Source organism: Streptomyces sp. NPDC048604 (assembly GCF_043199435.1).
In the GTDB taxonomy this organism is placed as follows: Bacteria; Actinomycetota; Actinomycetes; order Streptomycetales; family Streptomycetaceae; genus Streptomyces.
In genome coordinates this window covers 1-16,329 of record NZ_JBICVX010000021.1, presented here as the reverse complement: position 1 = coordinate 16,329, position 16,329 = coordinate 1, and the positions used below count along the sequence as shown (strand labels likewise).

Genomic DNA, 16,329 nt, shown 5'->3' with positions numbered 1-16,329 from the left:
CTCGGCGTCGCGCTGCCGCGTCGACCCCGTCGACAGGGACAGGATTCCAGCCATGGACGGTTCCCGACAGGCCTGTGGAAAACTCGCGAACGGGACGAGGGGGGACGCCCTCGGTCAGGGCCTCAGACGGTCGCCGCCCGGGCGAGCGCCTCCCGCGCCGCCGCCTCGGCGACGCCGCGGTCCTCCGGGACGAGGCCGATGCGGGTACGGCGGTCCAGGACGTCGCCCTCGTCGAGCGCGCCCTCGTGCCGGACCGCCCACAGCAGTTCGGCCCCGGTGACGGGGTGGCCGGGGACGACGGGACGCGCGAGCTCAGGGTCCGCCACGCCGAGCGCGTGCACCGCCGTCGCCTCCGTGCCGTAGCGGCGGACGAGCCGGGCGGGCACGTCGAGCTGTGCGAGCCGGCGGGGGTGGTCGGCGCCGACGAGCGGCACGGACGCGGTACGGCACGGACCGGCGGCCAGGCCGCGCGCCGCCACGGCGGCGTCGACGGCGTCCTGCGCCATCCGCCGGTACGTGGTGAGCTTGCCGCCCACCACGGTCACGACCGCGTCGGGCGAGGTCAGCACGGCGTGCTTGCGCGAGATGTCGGCGGTGCTCCCGTCCGAGTTCTGCGTGTCGAGCAGCGGACGCAGGCCCGCGAAGGCGCCGACCACGTCGCTGCGCTGCAGGGTGACGTCGAGGGCGGAGCCCAGCACGTCGAGCAGGAAGCCGATGTCGGTCTCTGGGACCTCCGGCACGTCCGGGATGTCCCCGTCGACGGGCTCGTCGGTGAGACCCACGTACACCCGGCCGTCGCCCTGCGGCAGGACGAGGACAAAACGGTTGGTCTCGCCGGGGATCGGGATGTGCAGACCGGCGGAGAGCCGGCCGAGGTCCTCGGAGCGCAGGACGAGGTGCGTGCCGCGTGAGGGTCGCAGACGGACGTCGTCGACGAGGCCGCCCGCCCACACGCCGGCCGCGTTGACGATCGTGCGGGCCCGGATGCGCAGTTCCTCGCCGGTGGTCTCGTCGCGCACCAGCGCCCCGTCGCCGCCGAGTTCGAGGGCGCGGACGCGGGTCAGGATGCGCGCGCCGTGGGCAGCGGCCGTGCGGGCGATCGCGGTGACCAGGCGTGCGTCGTCGGTGAGCTGGCCGTCCCAGGAGAGCAGGCCGCCGCGCAGCCCGGTGGAGCGCAGCGCCGGGGCGAGGTGACGGGTCTCGACCGCGGACAGGGTGCGCGGGGCGGGCAGGGTGGAGCGAGAGGTGCGGGCGGCGGCCCGCAGCACGTCGCCCGCCAGGAAGCCGGCGCGGGCCAGCGTGGCCTGGGCGCGGCTGACGAGCGGGGTGAGGGGGAGAACGAACGGCTGGGCGCGGACCAGGTGGGGCGCGGTGCGCTCCATGAGGACACCGCGTTCGACGGCGCTCTCGTGCGCGACGTCGAGCTGCCCCACCGCCAGGTAGCGCAGACCGCCGTGGATCAGCTTGGAGCTCCAGCGGGAGGTGCCGAACGCGAGGTCGTGGGCGTCGATCGCGGCGACGCGGAGCCCGCGGGTGGCCGCGTCGAGCGCGGCGCCGGCGCCGGTCGCGCCGAGGCCGACGACCAGGACGTCGACCTCGGCGCCGTCGGCGAGCTCGGCGAGTTCGCGGGCGCGGCGCTCGGCGTCGAGGGAGGAGCCGGTCAGGGCGGGGCTGCTCGTGGGGGTCATGGGGTGAGGGTCCTCTCCAGCAGGATGCGCAGCTCGCCGAGGAAGGCGGCTTCGTTCAGTTCGGGATCGGTCTCGTCGGTCATGGTGCGCAGCGAGAGCGTGAAGGACTGGACGACCAGCAGCAGCGACCGGGCCTGCAGGTCCGTGTTCCCGAGGCGTACGGACCCGTCCTCGTGCCCCTCGTCGATCCCCGCGGCGAGGATCGCGAGCAGGGCCTCCTGGCTGGCGCCGCGGCGGTCGAGGACGTACGGGAGCAGCAGTTCGGGGTCCACGTCGAGGATCTTGTGGAACAGCGGGTGGGCCCGGAAGGCGGCCGCTCCGGCGACGAGCCCGTCCACGATCCGCTGCCGCACCGGCCCGGTGTCGTCGGCCGGCGGCATCGCGCCCTCGGCGACCGCGACCCATTCACGGGTCATCAGATCGCCGACGAGGCTCCGCACGTCGGGCCAGCGCCGGTAGATGGTCATCCGGGAGACGCCCGCCCGGCGGGCGATGTCGGTCAGGGTCGTGCGCCGTACGCCGACGGCGAGCACGCAGTCGCGTGCGGCGTCGAGCACGGGATCTGCGTCCGAGTGGTTGTGACGAATGGGCGTCATCTGTCACAGTGTAATGGCAGAGCGGGTCGAACGGCAGCGCCGTCGGTGAAACAGACCGCCACAAAACCGCGAAAATCCGTGAGAAATCGCGGAAGACCTGCGAAACAGACCGTGAACAAGACCGTGAGGACGTTCGAAGTGGACATGTTGTGGAGCGGCTGGGGCGACCCGGCCAAGGCGGCCCCGCTGCCCGACGCGGTGACCGGACTGCTGCGCGACCTGCTGGGCGTCACCCCCCGCGAGACCGGCCCGGCGACCCTCGACGACATCGAGGTCCCCGCCCCGGCGCTGACCGACGAGGCCCGTGAGGCGCTGCGCACCGCGCTCGCCGCCGAGGACGGCTTCCGCGACGACGCCGAGAGCCGCATCCGGCACACCCGCGGCAAGTCCACCCCCGACCTGCTGCGCATCCGCGCCGGCGAGGTCGAGGACCTCCCCGCCGCCGTCCTGCTGCCCGGCAGCCACGACGAGGTCCTGGCCGTCCTGCGCGCCTGCGCCGCCCACGGCCTGTCCGCCGTGCCGTTCGGCGGCGGCACCTCCGTCGTCGGCGGGCTCCGCCCCGAGACGAAGCGGCCGTTCGTCGCGCTCGACCTGCGCCGCCTCGACCAGCTGCTCGCCGTCGACGAGGTCTCCCGCACGGCCACCCTCCAGCCGGGCCTGCGCGGCCCGCAGTGCGAGGCCCTGCTCAACGCCCAGGGCTGGACGCTCGGCCACTTCCCGCAGTCCTTCGAGTGGGCGACCGTCGGCGGCTTCGCCGCGGCCCGCTCCAGCGGCCAGGCCTCCGCCGGCTACGGCCGCTTCGACGAGATGGTCCTCGCGCTCACCGTCGCCACCCCCGAAGGCACCCTCGAGACCGGCCGCGTGCCCCGCTCCGCCGCCGGACCCGACCTGCGCCAGCTGATCCTCGGTTCCGAGGGCGCGCTCGGCGTCATCACGGCCGTGACCGTGCGCATCCGCCCCCTGCCGCAGAAGCGGGTCTACGAGGGCTGGCGCTTCGCCGACTTCGAGGCCGGCGCCGCCGCGCTGCGCACCCTCGCCCAGGACGGCCCGCGGCCCACCGTGCTGCGCCTGTCCGACGAGACCGAGACCTTCATCGGCCTCGCCCAGCCCGACGCCATCGGCGGAGGCGACGCCCCGCAGGCGTCCGGCTGCATGGCGATCACCGGCTACGAGGGCACCGAGGCGGAGACCGCCGCCCGCCGCGCCGCCGCCCGCGAGATCCTGCTCGCCTGCGGCGGCGAGTACCTCGGCGAAGAGCCCGGCGACAAGTGGGAGCACGGCCGCTACAACGCCCCGTACCTGCGCGACGCGCTGCTCGACGCCGGCGCGTTCGCCGAGACGCTGGAGACCGCCGCCTTCTGGTCTGCGCTCCCGGGCCTGTACGCGGGAGTCCGCGAGGCGCTGACCACCAAGCTCAACGAGGCGGGCACCCCGCCGCTCGTCATGTGCCACATCTCGCACACGTACGAGAACGGCGCCTCGCTGTACTTCACCGTCGTCTCCGCGCAGGGCGAGGACGCGGTCGCCCACTGGGCGCCGGTCAAGGCCGCCGCCAACGACGCGATCCTGGCGGCCGGCGGCACCATCAGCCACCACCACGGCGTGGGCACCGACCACCGCGACTGGTACGCCGAGGAGATCGGCCCGCTGGGCATCCGTATGCTCCAGGCCGTCAAGGCCGAGATCGACCCGTCGGGCGTGCTCAGCCCCGGCGTGCTGATCCCGGTCCGCTGACCGCGACCCGTCTCCTCCTGCCCGCCCGTCCACTCCTTTCTGCCCGTCCGGAGGCCTGATCCATGCGACAGTTCACCGCCGTCGTCAACCCCACCGCAGGGGGTTCCAGCGGGGCGGCGGGCCTGCTCCCGCTGGCCCGGCTGCTGCGCGAGGCCGGCGCCCGGCTCGACACCGTGTACAGCCGGAGCCTGGAGCACGCACAGGAACTCGCCCACCGGGCGGGCGAACAGGGGCACGTCGTGCTCGCCGTCGGCGGCGACGGGATGGCGGGCTGCATCGGCGGCGCACTGAGCGGCACGGACACGGTGTTCGGGCTCGTCCCCGCCGGGCGCGGCAACGACTTCGCCCGCGCCCTCGGACTGCCCACCGACGCCCCCGCGCTCGCGAAGGTGCTGCTCGAAGCAGAGCCGCGCGCCGTCGACACCATCGAGGTGGAGTCCGCGGTGCACCCCCGGATCTCCGTCCTCGGCAGCGTGTACGCGGGCGTCGACGCGGTCGCCAACCGCCACGCCAACCAGTCCCGCCTGCTGCGGGGCGCCGCCTCGTACTACGCGGGCGGCCTCCGGGCGGTCCTGGGCTGGCGGCCGGCCGCGTACACCATCACCGTCGACGGCGTCGAGCACAAGCGCAGCGGCTACACGGTGGTGGCCGCCAACTCCGGCTACTACGGCTTCGGCCGCAACATCGCCCCCGGCGCCCTCCTCGACGACGGCATCCTGGACGTCGTCGTCATCGGCGACGCGCCCAAGCGGCTCTTCTTCGCCACGATGAACGAGCTGAAGACCGGCGACCACCTGAAGCGCCCTCAGGTCGAGGTGCTGCGCGGCAAGGAGATCCGCATCGAGGCCGACCGCCCGGTGCCGTACGGCGCGGACGGCGAGGTCGACGCCACCCTGCCGGTGACCGTACGGGTCCAGCCGGGAGCGCTGAACGTCCTGGCCTGAGGCCGTGACGCGGAAGGGCTACCGCAAGGTCCTTACCCGACGGTAGGGTTCGGGCCCGTCCACGGCATGGGGGAGTGGCATGGGCACCACGACGTTCGATCCCGTCACCGAGCACGAGCGGACCCGCGGCGTGCTGAGCGCCGCGCTGCAGCGGCTGGCCCGCATGCTGGGCGAGGTCCCCGACCTGGACGCGGCCGCCGGCGTCCCCGACTGGACGGTCGGGGACGTCGGCGCGCACCTCGCGGCCGGATACCTCGCGTACGGCGCCGCCTTCACCGGTGAGTCCATGGACTGGGAGGTCGTCGTGCCGCCGGGCGACCGGCCGCTCGGCGAGCGGGTCGCGGCCGTGAACGCGCTGTCCGTCAGCCTCGTTGGCGCCGCCGAGCGCGCCCGCCTGGGCGAGATCGTCGCCGAGCGCGGCGAGGCGTTCCTGCGGGCGACGAAGGGCCTCGCGCCGGACACCCCCGTCCCCGCCCCGTGGCTGGGCCCGGGGGTGACCGTGCCGCTGGCCGCGGCGACCGGGACCCTGCTCGGCGAATGCCTGGTCCACGGCCTGGACATCGCGCGCGGCGCCCGGCGCCCCTGGCAGGTCGACCCCGACGAGGCGCGCCTGGTGATCGGGCAGTCGATGCCGACGATGATGCCGCTGGCTCTGAACCGCGAGCGGGCGCGCGGCGTCCGCATCTCGTTCGACCTGGCGGTCAAGGGCGGTCCGCGGCTGGCGGTCGTCGTCGACGACGGGACGGCGACGGTCACGCGCGACGCCCCGCCGCGCCGCTACGACTGCCGGATCACGGCCGAGCCGACCGCGTTCCTGCTGGTCTCCTTCCGCCGCGTCCCGCTCTGGAAGGTGATCGTCGCCGGCCGGATGCGCGCCGGGGGCCGCAGGCCGTGGCTGGCGTCCCAGCTGAGTCGCCTCGTCGCGACTCCCTGACGCCGATTCCCTGACGTCACTCCTCGAACCACACGACGAGCCGGACGTTGCGCTCGCCGTGCACGCCGGCGAGGGCGCGCATGACGGTCCACACCGGTTCCCACGGTCCGTCGGCGGGGACGGCGTCGCGACGCCGTTCGCGCTCGGCGCGGAAGACGGTCGTGCCGGCGTCCCATTCCGTGCCCTCGGCCCACAGTTCGGCGATGCGGTCGGGGTCGACGGTCAGCGTGTCGACCCCGCTGACCCGGGCGAACCCCCGGCTCCAGTCGTGCCGGTGCTGGAGCTCCAGGTCCCCGTCCGGTCGGCGCCGGTACCGGGCGATGCAGGTCGACCGGGGGATCGCGGGCTCGTCCCAGTCCATGGCGAGGACCTCGTCCCAGCCCAGCCAGGAGGCCGCGAACGCCGCCTCGCCCCAGGAGGCGTGCTCGTCGCGAGCGGTCCGCGACACGTCGTCGGGCAGACCCCGGCCGGCGGCGACCGGCCGCCAGCGGCCGCCGAAGTCCCGTACGCCGAAAAGGCAGCCGAAGCCGTCGTAGTCCCGCGTCATCCCGAGCATGGACAGCTCGATCGCCGCTTGCCAAGCGGTCTCGTCGTGACCGAGGCCCGGGCCCCAGGTGCGGCACTCCACGAAGCCCCGGATGTCGGTCCCCACGCCCTGAGCCCCCCTCTCAGTCGTCCGGGGCTACTTGTACTGCGCGATCTGGATCAGGTTGCCGCAGGTGTCGTCGAGGATCGCGGTGATCACCGGGCCGAGGTCCAGCGGCTCCTGGGTGAACACCACGCCGAGGTCGCGCATCCGCTTGAACTCGGCGTGCACGTCCTCCACCGCGAAGGACGTGTGCGGGATGCCGTCCGCGACCAGGCCCGTCTGGTACGGCTTCACCACCGGGTGGACGTCGGGCTCCAGGACCAGTTCGGTGCCGTTCGGCTCCTCGGGCGAGACCACGGTCACCCACTTGTGCTCGCCCATCGGCACCTCGTGCTTCTTCACGAAGCCGAGGACCTCGGTGTAGAAGCGCAGGGCCTTGTCCTGGTCGTCGACGAAGACGCTGGCCAGGTTGATCTTCATGGGGTGTTCTCCGGAGCTCGGGGCTCGAGCCATCGCGTGACGATGCGCTCGAGCGGTTCGGTGTTGAGGTCGTGGAACTTGTAGCGGCCCTCCCGCCGCGTCCGGACCAGGCCCGCGGTCTCGAGCACGGCGAGATGCTGGCTGATCGCCTGCCGGGACAGTCCGATGCCGTGCCGGTTCGTCAGCCGCACGCATATCTCGAACAGGGACTGCCCGTCCCGCTCCGCCAGCTCATCGAGGATGGTCCGCCGGGTGGGGTCGGCCAGGGCCTTGAAGACATCGTCCGTCACGACCCCACGATAGGCAAGTAACGACTTGCATGACAACCGGAGCGGGACACCGGCGTCCCGCCGCCCGCGCGACCGGCTGGAGTAGGGTGATCACGTCGTGATCGAGGTCCCCGGAAGGCCGCGCGGCGCCGTCGGCGCCCGGTGACGCGCCTCAAGGATCCGCCAGGGCGTCCGGTAGAAAGAGAGCATCGTGAGCAACCAGCCGCCGGAGCCCTTCGCCGCCGTCGACGCCCTGCTGGCCGCCGTCGACGACGGCAGCGTCCTGCCCGTGCCGCCCGAGCGCGTCCGGCTCCGCGAGGCGGCCGGTCTGACCCGGGCGGCCGTCGCGCAGGCCCTCGGTGTCCGCGTGCCGAGCATCGAGGCCTGGGAGGGCGGCCGCGCCGAGCCGCGCGGCGAGCGCCTGGAGGCGTACCGCAGACTCCTCGACGGCCTGGCGAGCCGCTACCCGGCGCAGGCGCCGCACGAGAACCCCACCGTGCCGCCCGCCGCCCCGCAGCCCACCGCCCCTGGGCCCCGGCGCCCCGACGCGGCGGCGCCCCGTACCGGCGCGCGGACGACCGCGCCGGCCCGCTCCGAGGCGAACGCTCCCGACGCGCGCTTCGCCAACGGCCCCCTCGCCGTCGTCGCCGCGGACGACGACGGCAGCTTCGTCGGGTACTGCGTCGGCGGTCTCGTCCTCGACGTGCCCGCCACGACCCTGCCCGGCCTCGTCGAGTGGACCCTCGCCGAGGCCCGGCTCGGCGCTCCGCGCCTGGACGGCGCGGGCCGGGACGCCGACCCGCTCCTCGTCCTCACCGAAGCCGCGCGCGAGCGCTACGGCCTGCCCGCGCACCTCTCCGACGAGGAGCGGCGCGCCGGGCGGCTGCCCGAGGACCACCCGGCCGCCCGGGCCGTGGAGCAGGCCGGATGGCGGCTCACCCAGCGCGGACTGGGCCCGTGGGCGCGCATCTACCGCCCCGCGCAGGGCGGCCGACGCCAGTGCGTCCAGCTGTGCGTACCGGGCTGGCACGCCCTCGACGCCCGCCACTGGGGGGACACCGCCGGCCTCCCGGCAGCCGAACTGGCGCGCCTCCTCGGCACGTACGCGACGCGCGTGACGACCCCGCGCGGCTCCACGGCGGTCACCGGCCTGGAGCTGATGACCGCCCTGCGCCCGCCGACCCGCGCCTCCGCCCCCGACGCCCGCGGGGTCCGGCACAGCGAGCACAACCCCGGCAGCCTCGGCAAGGAGCCGGTCGACTGCGCGCCCTGCGAGGCCCCGGACGGCCACCCCCTCCTCGCCGACCTGCCGCGCTTCCACCAGCGCGGCCCGGCGGAGATGCTCTTCGAGGAGGCGTACGACTGGGCCCGCCCGCTCACGGACGACGAGTGCATGCGCAGCCATGTCGTCGGCATCGACGTCAACATGGCCTTCGCCGCGGCGGCGAACGGCGCGCTCGTCGGCCTGGCCCAGCCCCCCGTCCACGTCGCCGCCCCGGTCTTCGACCCGAAGACGCCGGGCTCGTGGCTGGTCGACCTGTCCCACGTCGACCTGTCCCGGGTGAAGGCGGGCAAGGAATGGGCGCAGTTGGACCCGGGCCTGCTGCCGAGCCCGTTCACTCCGACCGGCGAACGCCCCGACGGCCCGGCCTGGTACGCCACCCCGACCGTCGCGTACGCGCAGGAGCTCGGCTACGACGTCGCGCCGACCGAGGCCTGGGTGCGCCCGGAGTCCGGCCGGTACCTGGACCCCTGGTACAAGCGCCTGCGCGACGCGTATGTGACGACGATGGCCGAGCTGGGCGTGACCGACGACCTGACGCCCGACCGGCTCCTGGAGGCGATGGCCGCCGCCAGGCAGCAGGACCCCGAACTCGCGGTCGTGCTCTCGGCGATCAAGGCCACCGTGAAGGGCGGCATCGGCAAGCTGCGTGAACGCCCGCGCGGCGGCGGCTGGCGGCCTGGCCGGCCGTGGCCCGCCCTGCTGCGCCCGACCTGGCGGCCGGACATCCGCGCCACGGTCATCTCCCGCGCCCGCGTCGGCATGCACCGCAAGATCGTCGCGCTCGCGGCGGCGACCGGCCGCTACCCTGTTGCGATCCTGTCCGACTGCGCCGTGTACGCGGCCGACGGGCCGGGCGTCCTGGACGTGCTGCCGTACGGGCCCGACGGCAGGACCGTGCCCGGCTCGTTCCGGATCGGGGTCTCGCCCGGCATGGTCAAGCACGAGGGCAGCCAGACCGTGCTGTGGGCGGAGGGCGTCCGCGAGCAGCTGGACGCGCCGGAACTCAACCTCGCCCGCCACATCAAGACCGGCGAGGTCACGGCCCACGACGACGGACAGTAGGGGAGAGCCGCGGAGATGGTGTCCTTCGGCGAAGGCCTCGACCAGGCCCTGGAGCGGACGTTCACGCGCCCGATCCCGAAGAGCGCGGGCGCGCAGATGCGGTACCTGGTCAGGCAGCTCAAGGGCACCCGCGCCGTCGCCGCGCTGCTCGGCATCAGTCAGCGGACCGTCGAGCGCTACGTGAAGGACGAGATCCGCAGGCCCCGGCCGCAGTTGGCCGCCGCGATGGAACGGGAAGTGCGCAGGCGGTGGCAGCCGCAGGTGCGGGCGAAGGCGAGGAAGTCCGCCACGACCACCGACGGCATCATGATCGACACCCGCGCCCGCTTCGGCTACACCGCCGCTCCCGGCACCACGGACGACGCCCGCCTGCGCCATCTCACCGTCGCCCTCCCGCCCCGCTATGCCGCCCGCCTCTTCGAGGCGCAGGAACAGGGCGCGAGCGAACGGGAGTTGCGGGAGATCACGGCCGAGGGGCTGGGCGAGGTCTACTTCCGCGACAGCGGCCGCCGCGCGCACGGTCTGACGGTGGAGTACACCGACCTGGAACACGTCGAGTTCGACCTGTAGGGCGAGCCGTCTGCCGCCGTGCCGGTCGCCGGCGTCGAGTGGGAACGACCTTCGATCTGAGGAGTGGTCATGAGCAGGACCGTGCGCTGGGGGATACTCGCGACCGGAGGGATCGCGGCCTCGTTCACCACCGACCTGCTGCAGCTGCCGGACGCCGAGGTGACGGCCGTGGCATCGCGCAGCACCGCCTCGGCCCGGGAGTTCGCCGACCGGTTCGGCATCCCGCGCGCGTACGGCGACTGGGCCTCCTTCGCCGCCGATCCGGACGTCGACGTGGTCTACGTGGCCACCCCGCACTCCGCGCACCGCGCGGCCGCCGGGCTGTGCCTGGAGGCCGGGAAGCCGGTCCTGTGCGAGAAGGCGTTCACGCTCAACGCCCGCGAGGCCGGGGAGCTGGTGGAACTCGCTCGTGCGCGCGGACTGTTCCTGATGGAGGCCATGTGGATGTACTGCAGCCCCGTCATCCGCCGCCTCACCGAACTCGTCGCCGACGGGGCCGTCGGCGAGATCCGGTCCGTGCACGCGGACTTCGGGCTCATGGGGCCGTTCGACCCGACCCACCGGCTGCGCGACCCCGCCCTCGGCGGCGGAGCGCTGCTCGACCTGGGCGTCTACCCCGTCTCGTTCGCGCAGCTCCTGCTCGGCGAGCCCGACCGCGTCCAGGCGGACGCGCTGCTGTCGCCGGAGGGCGTGGACCTCAACACGGGCGTGCTGCTCGGCTGGGACTCCGGTGCGACCGCGCAGCTGTCCTGCTCGATCACCGCGGACACGCCCCTGACGGCGTCGGTGTCCGGCACCGCCGGCCGCATCGAGTTCCCGCGCGGCTTCTTCTACCCGGAGGGTTTCGTCCTGCACCGCCCGGGGCGGGAGCCCGAGGAGTTCACGGTTCCCGGCCGCCGCGACAGCCTCCAGCACGAGGCCGCCGAGGTGATGCGCTGCCTGCGGGCCGGTGAGACAGAGTCGCCGCTGGTCCCGCTGGACGGCACCCTTGCCGTCATGCGCACCCTCGACGCCGTACGCGAGCGCATCGGCGTCCGCTACCCCGTCGACGCACCGGCCGCGACGCCCGCCTGACCCGGGAGCGGGGCGCTCCCGGGGCCGCAGCCCCGGCAGTGCCCCGCCATGCCTCAGCGCAGGTCGAACCGGTCCAGGTTCATGACCTTGTCCCACGCGGCGACGAAGTCCCGGACGAACTTCTCGCCCCCGTCCTGCGACGCGTACACCTCCGCCAGCGCGCGCAGTTGGGAGTGCGAGCCGAACACGAGGTCCACCGGAGTGGCCGTCCACTTGACGTCGCCCGTGGCGCGGTCCCGGCCCTCGTAGACGTTCTCGTCGTCCACCGACGTCTTCCAGTCCGTGCTCATGTCGAGCAGGTTGACGAAGAAGTCGTTCGTCAGCGACCCGGGCCGCTCCGTGAACACGCCGTGCCGGGAGCCCTTGAAGCCGGTGTCCAGGGCGCGCATGCCGCCGATCAGTGCCGTCATCTCCGGTGCCGACAGCGTCAGCAGGTTGGCGCGGTCGAGCAGCAGGGTCTCCGGCGACAGCTTCTCGTTCGCCCGCAGATAGTTGCGGAACCCGTCCGCCCGCGGCTCCAGGACGCCGAACGACTCCACGTCCGTCTGCTCCTGCGAGGCGTCCGTGCGTCCCGGCGCGAACGGCACCGTGACGGCGACCCCGGCGTTCTTCGCGGCCTGCTCCACCGCCGCACAGCCGCCCAGGACGATCAGGTCGGCGAGCGAGATCTGCGCGCCGCCGTCGTGCGCCCGGTTGAAGTCCTGCCGGATCCCCTCCAGCGCCGCCACCGTGCCGGCCACCTCGGGCAGGTCGTTGACCTCCCAGTCCTTCTGCGGCGACAGCCGCAGCCGGGCTCCGTTGGCCCCGCCGCGCTTGTCGGTGCCGCGGAAACTCGCCGCCGCCGCCCACGCGGTGGTGGCCAGCTGGGACAGGGACAGCCCGGAGCCGAGGACCGTCTCCTTGAGCGCCGCGACGTCCGCGTCCGAGACCAGCGGGTGGGCGACCGCGGGCACCGGGTCCTGCCACAGCTGCGGTTCCGCCACCCACGGGCCGAGGTAGCGCGACAGCGGGCCCATGTCGCGGTGCAGCAGCTTGTACCAGGCCTTGGCGAACGCCGTCGCCAGCTCCTCCGGGTGCTCGTGGAAGCGCTTCGCGATCGGCGCGTACACCGGGTCCAGCTTCAGCGACAGGTCCGTCGTCAGCATCATCGGGGCGTGCCGCTTCGACGGGTCGTGCGCGTCGGGGACGGTGCCCTGGGCCGCCGGGTCGGTCGGCGTCCACTGCTTCGCCCCCGCCGGGCTCGTCGTCAGCTCCCAGTCGTAGCGGAACAGGTTGTCGAGATAGCCGTTGTCCCACTTCGTCGGCTCGTTCGTCCAGGCGCCCTCAAGACCGCTGGTCAGCGCGTCGGCGCCGACGCCGCTGCCGTGCGGGTTGTGCCAGCCGATGCCCTGCTGCTCGATCGGCGCGGCCTCCGGCTCCGGGCCGATGGCTTCCGGGTCCGCCGCGCCGTGGCACTTGCCGAACGTGTGGCCGCCGATGATCAGCGCCACGGTCTCCTCGTCGTTCATCGCCATCCGGCCGAACGTCTCGCGGATGTCCCGCGCCGCCGAGATCGGGTCCGCGTTGCCGTTGGGCCCCTCCGGGTTGACGTAGATCAGACCCATCTGCACGGCCCCGAACGGACCTTGCAGCTCACGGTCCCCGGCGTAGCGCTCGTCGCCCAGCCAGGTGTCCTCGGGCCCCCAGAAGATCTCCTCCGGCTCCCAGATGTCCTCACGGCCGAAACCGAAGCCGAAGGTCTTGAACCCCATCGACTCCATCGCGACGTTGCCGGCGAGGACCAGCAGGTCCGCCCAGGAGATCTTCCGGCCGTACTTCTGCTTCACCGGCCACAACAGCCGCCGCGCCTTGTCCAGGCTCGCGTTGTCCGGCCAGCTGTTCAGCGGGGCGAAGCGCTGCGCGCCGCTGCCGCCGCCGCCCCGGCCGTCGGCGATGCGGTACGTGCCCGCCGCGTGCCAGCTCATCCGGATGAACAGCGGCCCGTAGTGGCCGTAGTCCGCGGGCCACCACTCCTGGGAGGCCGTCATGACGTCTGTGACGTCCCGCTTCAGCGCGTCGACGTCGAGGGTCGCGAACTCCGCCGCGTAGTCGAAGTCCTCGTCCATCGGATCCGCGTGGGGCGAGTACTGATGGAGGACCTGGAGGTCCAGTTGGTTCGGCCACCAGTCCCGGTTCGTCATGGGGCGCGTTCCCGTGGGGAGGCTGGGGGAGGGGATTGCCGGGTTCTCGCTGTCGCTGCCGGACACGTCCGACCTTCTTCCTGTCTCGGTGCTCTCTGCGGCGGCTGCCGTGCTGGACATTGCCTGCTTTGTCCGCTTCGTATCGTGGCGCAGGGCAGCGCGGACCGCATTGAGAACACGCGGGGCGAAGACGACGGAGTCCGGCGGCGGACCGCCGGACTCCGTCGGCCCGCTCAGAGACCGGCGACCTTGGCGCTCGCCGACAGCTCGTACGAGAGCGTGACCGTACGGCGGCCGCCGGGCGCCAGGGGCACGTCCCAGCGGACGATCCCCTCCGCGTCGACCGCGTCCGGCGCCGGCGAGCAGCCCTCCTTGCGCAGCCGCACCTCCACCGCCGACACTTCGGAGACGGGGATCCGCTCGCGGACCACGACCGTCCGCTCGCCCTGCTCGCCGGGGGCCGAGAACCGGGACAGGCGAAGGGTGACCGTCCGCGTGACCACCGTGCGCTGCATGATGCCGCCGGTGTCCCGGGACTCCTCGGTCTCCCGTACGACCCGGTGGTCGTCGCAGCTGCCGAAGGCCAGCTCCATGGGCGCGCCGGGAGCCGTGAAGTCCAGCGTGCCGCGGCCGGCGTAGCCGCTGTCGCGGACCAGGTCCACCGGACCGGCGAGCAGCGCGTGCCCGGACCGGTTGTCGCACCGCACCACCCGCGTGACCAGCGGCGACAGCTCCGGCGAGCAGGCGTACTCGCTGCTCGCGGCGGTCGTGAACGCCGACAGCGGCACGCGGTGGGCGCGGCCGTCCGACGGCACCGAGACCGGCGCGGGAGCCACGAGGACCCGCGTCTCGCCGCCGTCGTCCACGCCCGGCAGGCCCTCCACCGGGGCGGGGCCCAGGTCTCCGATCTCCTCCTCGCGCAGTTCGACGTCGACCGTCCGGCGCTCCTCCGCCGTGCGGTCCTTCAGCGTCAGCCGGTCCTCGCCGAGCCGTGGCGGATCGGACGCCAGCGCCGACCGGGCCGTCGACAGCGTCAGCCGTACGTCCGACCAGTCCTCGCCGGTGCGCTGCCAGACCACCGCGTCGGTCTCCAGCGTCAGCGAGTCGCCGTCGAGCACGGCACGGTACGCGGGCCGCCACAGCGCGCACGGGGTGAGGTGGCCGACGACCAGCCCGGCCGGCCCGGCCGCGGCCGCCTCCACGGTCAGTTCGAGGTAGGCGACGAGCTCGGCGGGCCGCTCCTCGGCCGACTCCAGCGCCCGCCGGGCGTCCACGAGCTCGTCGCGCAGCGCGACCTGACGGCCCTCGGCGGCGCGCAGCTCCTCGCCGTACACCTCGCGTTCGCCGTCCACGCGGTCCAGCTCCCGGGCCCAGCGGTCCCGGTCGGTCTCCCCGGCGCCGGAGCACTCGCCGATCTCCCGCAGCAGGTCGGCGGCGATGCGGCCGAGCAGGTCGAGCCGGCCGCGCAGCCGGTCGCACCGCCCGTCGAGCGTCTCCCGCTCCTCCTCCAGGGCGTGGACCCGGTGGCGCAGCGCCGAGTCGTCGTCGGACGGCCGGGGGCCGTGCGGCGTCCACGTGCGCACGAGGCGGGCGTCGAGCACCGACGCCGGGTGCTCGGCGGTCAGTTCGGCGTGCAGGGTGCGGTCGACGGCGAGGGCGCTGACCGGACCGAGCCGCAGCCGCTGCACCCCGGCCTCCAGGCCGAGGGTGACGCTGCGCTCGACGTGGGCGCGGTCCTCCAGGCAGGTGACGGCGGTGACCGGCAGGGCGAGCGGCGGCGCGGACGCCGCGGCGGCGGGTGTGGTGACGGACATGGTGTGCCTCAGCTCCTGCGGTTGCCGCCGACGAGGGCCTTGCCGGCCGGGATGCGGATCTCGTAGCCGCCGTCGAGCGCGGCGGTGCCGCCGGCCGGCAGGTCGACCCGCCACAGACGGGTGCCGGGGGCGTGGTGCTCGGGCTTCACCGCGCCGTCCTCCTCGGGCGCCGTCCAGCCGGCGCGTTCCTCGATGCGGACATCGGGTTCCGAGGTGACCGGCACCCGTTCGCGGACCTCGACCGTGACCGGCCGGGAGAGCCCGTTGGCCAGCTCCACATGGACCTTGTGGTCGAGCACGGTGACGTTGTTCCGCAGTCCCGCGGTCGACTCGTTCACATGCGTACGACGGGTCACGCGGATGCCCTCCGCGGGCCCGAGGCCCACCCGGCGGACGCCGCCGGGCGCCAGCGTCGGCAGGGCGGCGGTCAGCAGGAAGTCGCCGTCGAGGGAGACCTCCACCGGGCCGGCGAGCAGCGCCTGGTCGGTGGCGTTGGAGAGCACCAGCGTCGCGTACACGGTCGGCTCCACGGACGGCACGCAGAGGTACTCGGTGCGCAGCCCGATCGGGATCTCGCCGACGGTGACGGTGTGCCAGACCCCGTCCGACGGGATGTCGACGCGGGCGGCGGCGTCGAAACGGTGGTCGAACGAGCCCGCCGACCGGCGCGGCCGTACCGCGTGTCCGGGCAGCGCGAGCCGGGCCACCGACTCGGCGCGCCGCCGGTGCTCCTCGGCCACCGGGTCGGCGGGGGCGGCGGGGGAGAGCAGGCCGCGGCGGCCCGGGCGCTCGTCGGCGCCGCCCAGGACCAGGGCGGCGTAGTCGAGTTCGGCGCCGCTCGGCCGCGGCGGGCCGACGACCGGCTCCGGCGGCGGGGGCGGTGCGGCCATGCCCGGAGCGGGCGCGCCACCGGGCGCCTGCGGGGCCGGGGGCGCGGCGGACCTGGCCCGCGCGCCGGGCCTGCCGCCCCCTCCGGGACGCCCGCGCGTCGCGGGCGGAGCGGCGGCCGCGGGAGCGGCGGGCGGCGGCGGGCCGCCGTACGCGGCGCCGGGCACCGGGAGCGGAGCCGGCGCGCCGTACGCGGGCGGAGGCGTGGGCATCGGGGGCGGG

The 16,329-nt window shown here is 74.4% G+C and carries 14 protein-coding genes; 6 read left to right on the top strand and 8 right to left on the bottom strand.

All coding sequences use genetic code 11. The features are described 5' to 3' along the window. Positions 1 to 122: 122 nt before the first annotated feature. Positions 123 to 1,688 carry a glycerol-3-phosphate dehydrogenase/oxidase gene (locus ACGFMM_RS32130; protein WP_393650006.1) on the bottom strand — a complete coding sequence of 522 codons (1,566 nt, stop codon included), beginning with the start codon at positions 1,686 to 1,688 and terminating at the stop codon, positions 123 to 125. Then, positions 1,685 to 2,284: a TetR/AcrR family transcriptional regulator gene (locus ACGFMM_RS32125; RefSeq protein WP_393650005.1), complete on the bottom strand. Its 600-nt coding sequence runs from the start codon at positions 2,282 to 2,284 to the stop codon at positions 1,685 to 1,687. The genes ACGFMM_RS32130 and ACGFMM_RS32125 overlap by 4 nt, the downstream gene beginning before the upstream one ends. Positions 2,285 to 2,422: 138 nt before the next feature. Here ACGFMM_RS32125 and ACGFMM_RS32120 point away from each other — a divergent pair, with 138 nt between their 5' ends. The 3 genes from ACGFMM_RS32120 (at position 2,423) to ACGFMM_RS32110 (ending at position 5,896) form a co-directional block, all read left to right on the top strand. Continuing rightward, positions 2,423 to 4,018 carry an FAD-binding oxidoreductase gene (locus ACGFMM_RS32120; protein ID WP_393650103.1) on the top strand — a complete coding sequence of 532 codons (1,596 nt, stop codon included), beginning with the start codon at positions 2,423 to 2,425 and terminating at the stop codon, positions 4,016 to 4,018. A gap of 62 nt (positions 4,019 to 4,080) precedes the next feature. Beyond that, positions 4,081 to 4,962 carry a diacylglycerol/lipid kinase family protein gene (locus ACGFMM_RS32115; RefSeq protein WP_393650004.1) on the top strand — a complete coding sequence of 294 codons (882 nt, stop codon included), beginning with the start codon at positions 4,081 to 4,083 and terminating at the stop codon, positions 4,960 to 4,962. 79 nt (positions 4,963 to 5,041) lie between these two features. Next, positions 5,042 to 5,896, top strand: a complete 855-nt coding sequence (locus tag ACGFMM_RS32110; protein WP_393650003.1) for a maleylpyruvate isomerase N-terminal domain-containing protein — start codon at positions 5,042 to 5,044, stop codon at positions 5,894 to 5,896. A gap of 16 nt (positions 5,897 to 5,912) precedes the next feature. On the opposite strand, the gene ACGFMM_RS32105 is transcribed toward ACGFMM_RS32110, so the two are convergent. The 3 genes from ACGFMM_RS32105 to ACGFMM_RS32095 are packed head-to-tail and all read right to left on the bottom strand — an operon-like array spanning position 5,913 to position 7,255. Further along, entirely contained in the window at positions 5,913 to 6,548 is a 636-nt protein-coding gene (locus ACGFMM_RS32105; RefSeq protein WP_393650002.1) for a hypothetical protein, read from the bottom strand. 30 nt (positions 6,549 to 6,578) lie between these two features. After that, positions 6,579 to 6,965, bottom strand: coding sequence for a VOC family protein (locus ACGFMM_RS32100; RefSeq protein ID WP_393650001.1), 387 nt, complete (start codon positions 6,963 to 6,965; stop codon positions 6,579 to 6,581). Next, a complete protein-coding gene (locus ACGFMM_RS32095; protein ID WP_393650000.1) occupies positions 6,962 to 7,255 on the bottom strand; it encodes an ArsR/SmtB family transcription factor in 294 nt (97 codons plus the stop codon). The genes ACGFMM_RS32100 and ACGFMM_RS32095 overlap by 4 nt, the downstream gene beginning before the upstream one ends. A 190-nt stretch (positions 7,256 to 7,445) precedes the next feature. On the opposite strand from ACGFMM_RS32095, the gene tap reads away from it, so the two are divergent. The 3 genes from tap (at position 7,446) to ACGFMM_RS32080 (ending at position 11,225) form a co-directional block, all read left to right on the top strand. Next, positions 7,446 to 9,581, top strand: a complete 2,136-nt coding sequence (gene tap / locus ACGFMM_RS32090) for a telomere-associated protein Tap (RefSeq protein WP_393649999.1) — start codon at positions 7,446 to 7,448, stop codon at positions 9,579 to 9,581. Between the two features lie 15 nt (positions 9,582 to 9,596). Continuing rightward, positions 9,597 to 10,151, top strand: a complete 555-nt coding sequence (gene tpg / locus ACGFMM_RS32085) for a telomere-protecting terminal protein Tpg (protein WP_393649998.1) — start codon at positions 9,597 to 9,599, stop codon at positions 10,149 to 10,151. Between the two features lie 69 nt (positions 10,152 to 10,220). Continuing rightward, positions 10,221 to 11,225 (top strand): Gfo/Idh/MocA family protein, encoded by a 1,005-nt coding sequence (locus ACGFMM_RS32080; RefSeq protein WP_393649997.1) that lies wholly within the window; start codon positions 10,221 to 10,223, stop codon positions 11,223 to 11,225. A gap of 53 nt (positions 11,226 to 11,278) precedes the next feature. On the opposite strand, the gene katG is transcribed toward ACGFMM_RS32080, so the two are convergent. The 3 genes from katG to ACGFMM_RS32065 form a co-directional block, all read right to left on the bottom strand. Then, positions 11,279 to 13,471, bottom strand: coding sequence for a catalase/peroxidase HPI (gene katG, locus ACGFMM_RS32075; protein ID WP_393649996.1), 2,193 nt, complete (start codon positions 13,469 to 13,471; stop codon positions 11,279 to 11,281). 167 nt (positions 13,472 to 13,638) lie between these two features. Next, entirely contained in the window at positions 13,639 to 15,219 is a 1,581-nt protein-coding gene (locus ACGFMM_RS32070; protein WP_393649995.1) for a DUF4139 domain-containing protein, read from the bottom strand. Between the two features lie 8 nt (positions 15,220 to 15,227). Continuing rightward, positions 15,228 to 16,329, bottom strand: a 1,102-nt coding sequence (locus tag ACGFMM_RS32065) for a DUF4139 domain-containing protein (RefSeq protein ID WP_393649994.1), incomplete at its 5' end; no start/stop codon positions are given.

What these genes read in the sequence shown, in the direction of transcription:
- ACGFMM_RS32080 (WP_393649997.1), top strand. Translation starts at nt 10,221, where the DNA reads ATGAGCAGGACCGTGCGCTGGGGGATACTCGCGACCGGAGGGATCGCG.
- ACGFMM_RS32130 (WP_393650006.1), bottom strand. Translation starts at nt 1,688, where the DNA reads ATGACCCCCACGAGCAGCCCCGCCCTGACCGGCTCCTCCCTCGACGCC.
- ACGFMM_RS32070 (WP_393649995.1), bottom strand. Translation starts at nt 15,219, where the DNA reads ATGTCCGTCACCACACCCGCCGCCGCGGCGTCCGCGCCGCCGCTCGCC.
- ACGFMM_RS32110 (WP_393650003.1), top strand. Translation starts at nt 5,042, where the DNA reads ATGGGCACCACGACGTTCGATCCCGTCACCGAGCACGAGCGGACCCGC.
- tpg (WP_393649998.1), top strand. Translation starts at nt 9,597, where the DNA reads ATGGTGTCCTTCGGCGAAGGCCTCGACCAGGCCCTGGAGCGGACGTTC.
- ACGFMM_RS32115 (WP_393650004.1), top strand. Translation starts at nt 4,081, where the DNA reads ATGCGACAGTTCACCGCCGTCGTCAACCCCACCGCAGGGGGTTCCAGC.
- ACGFMM_RS32125 (WP_393650005.1), bottom strand. Translation starts at nt 2,284, where the DNA reads ATGACGCCCATTCGTCACAACCACTCGGACGCAGATCCCGTGCTCGAC.
- ACGFMM_RS32100 (WP_393650001.1), bottom strand. Translation starts at nt 6,965, where the DNA reads ATGAAGATCAACCTGGCCAGCGTCTTCGTCGACGACCAGGACAAGGCC.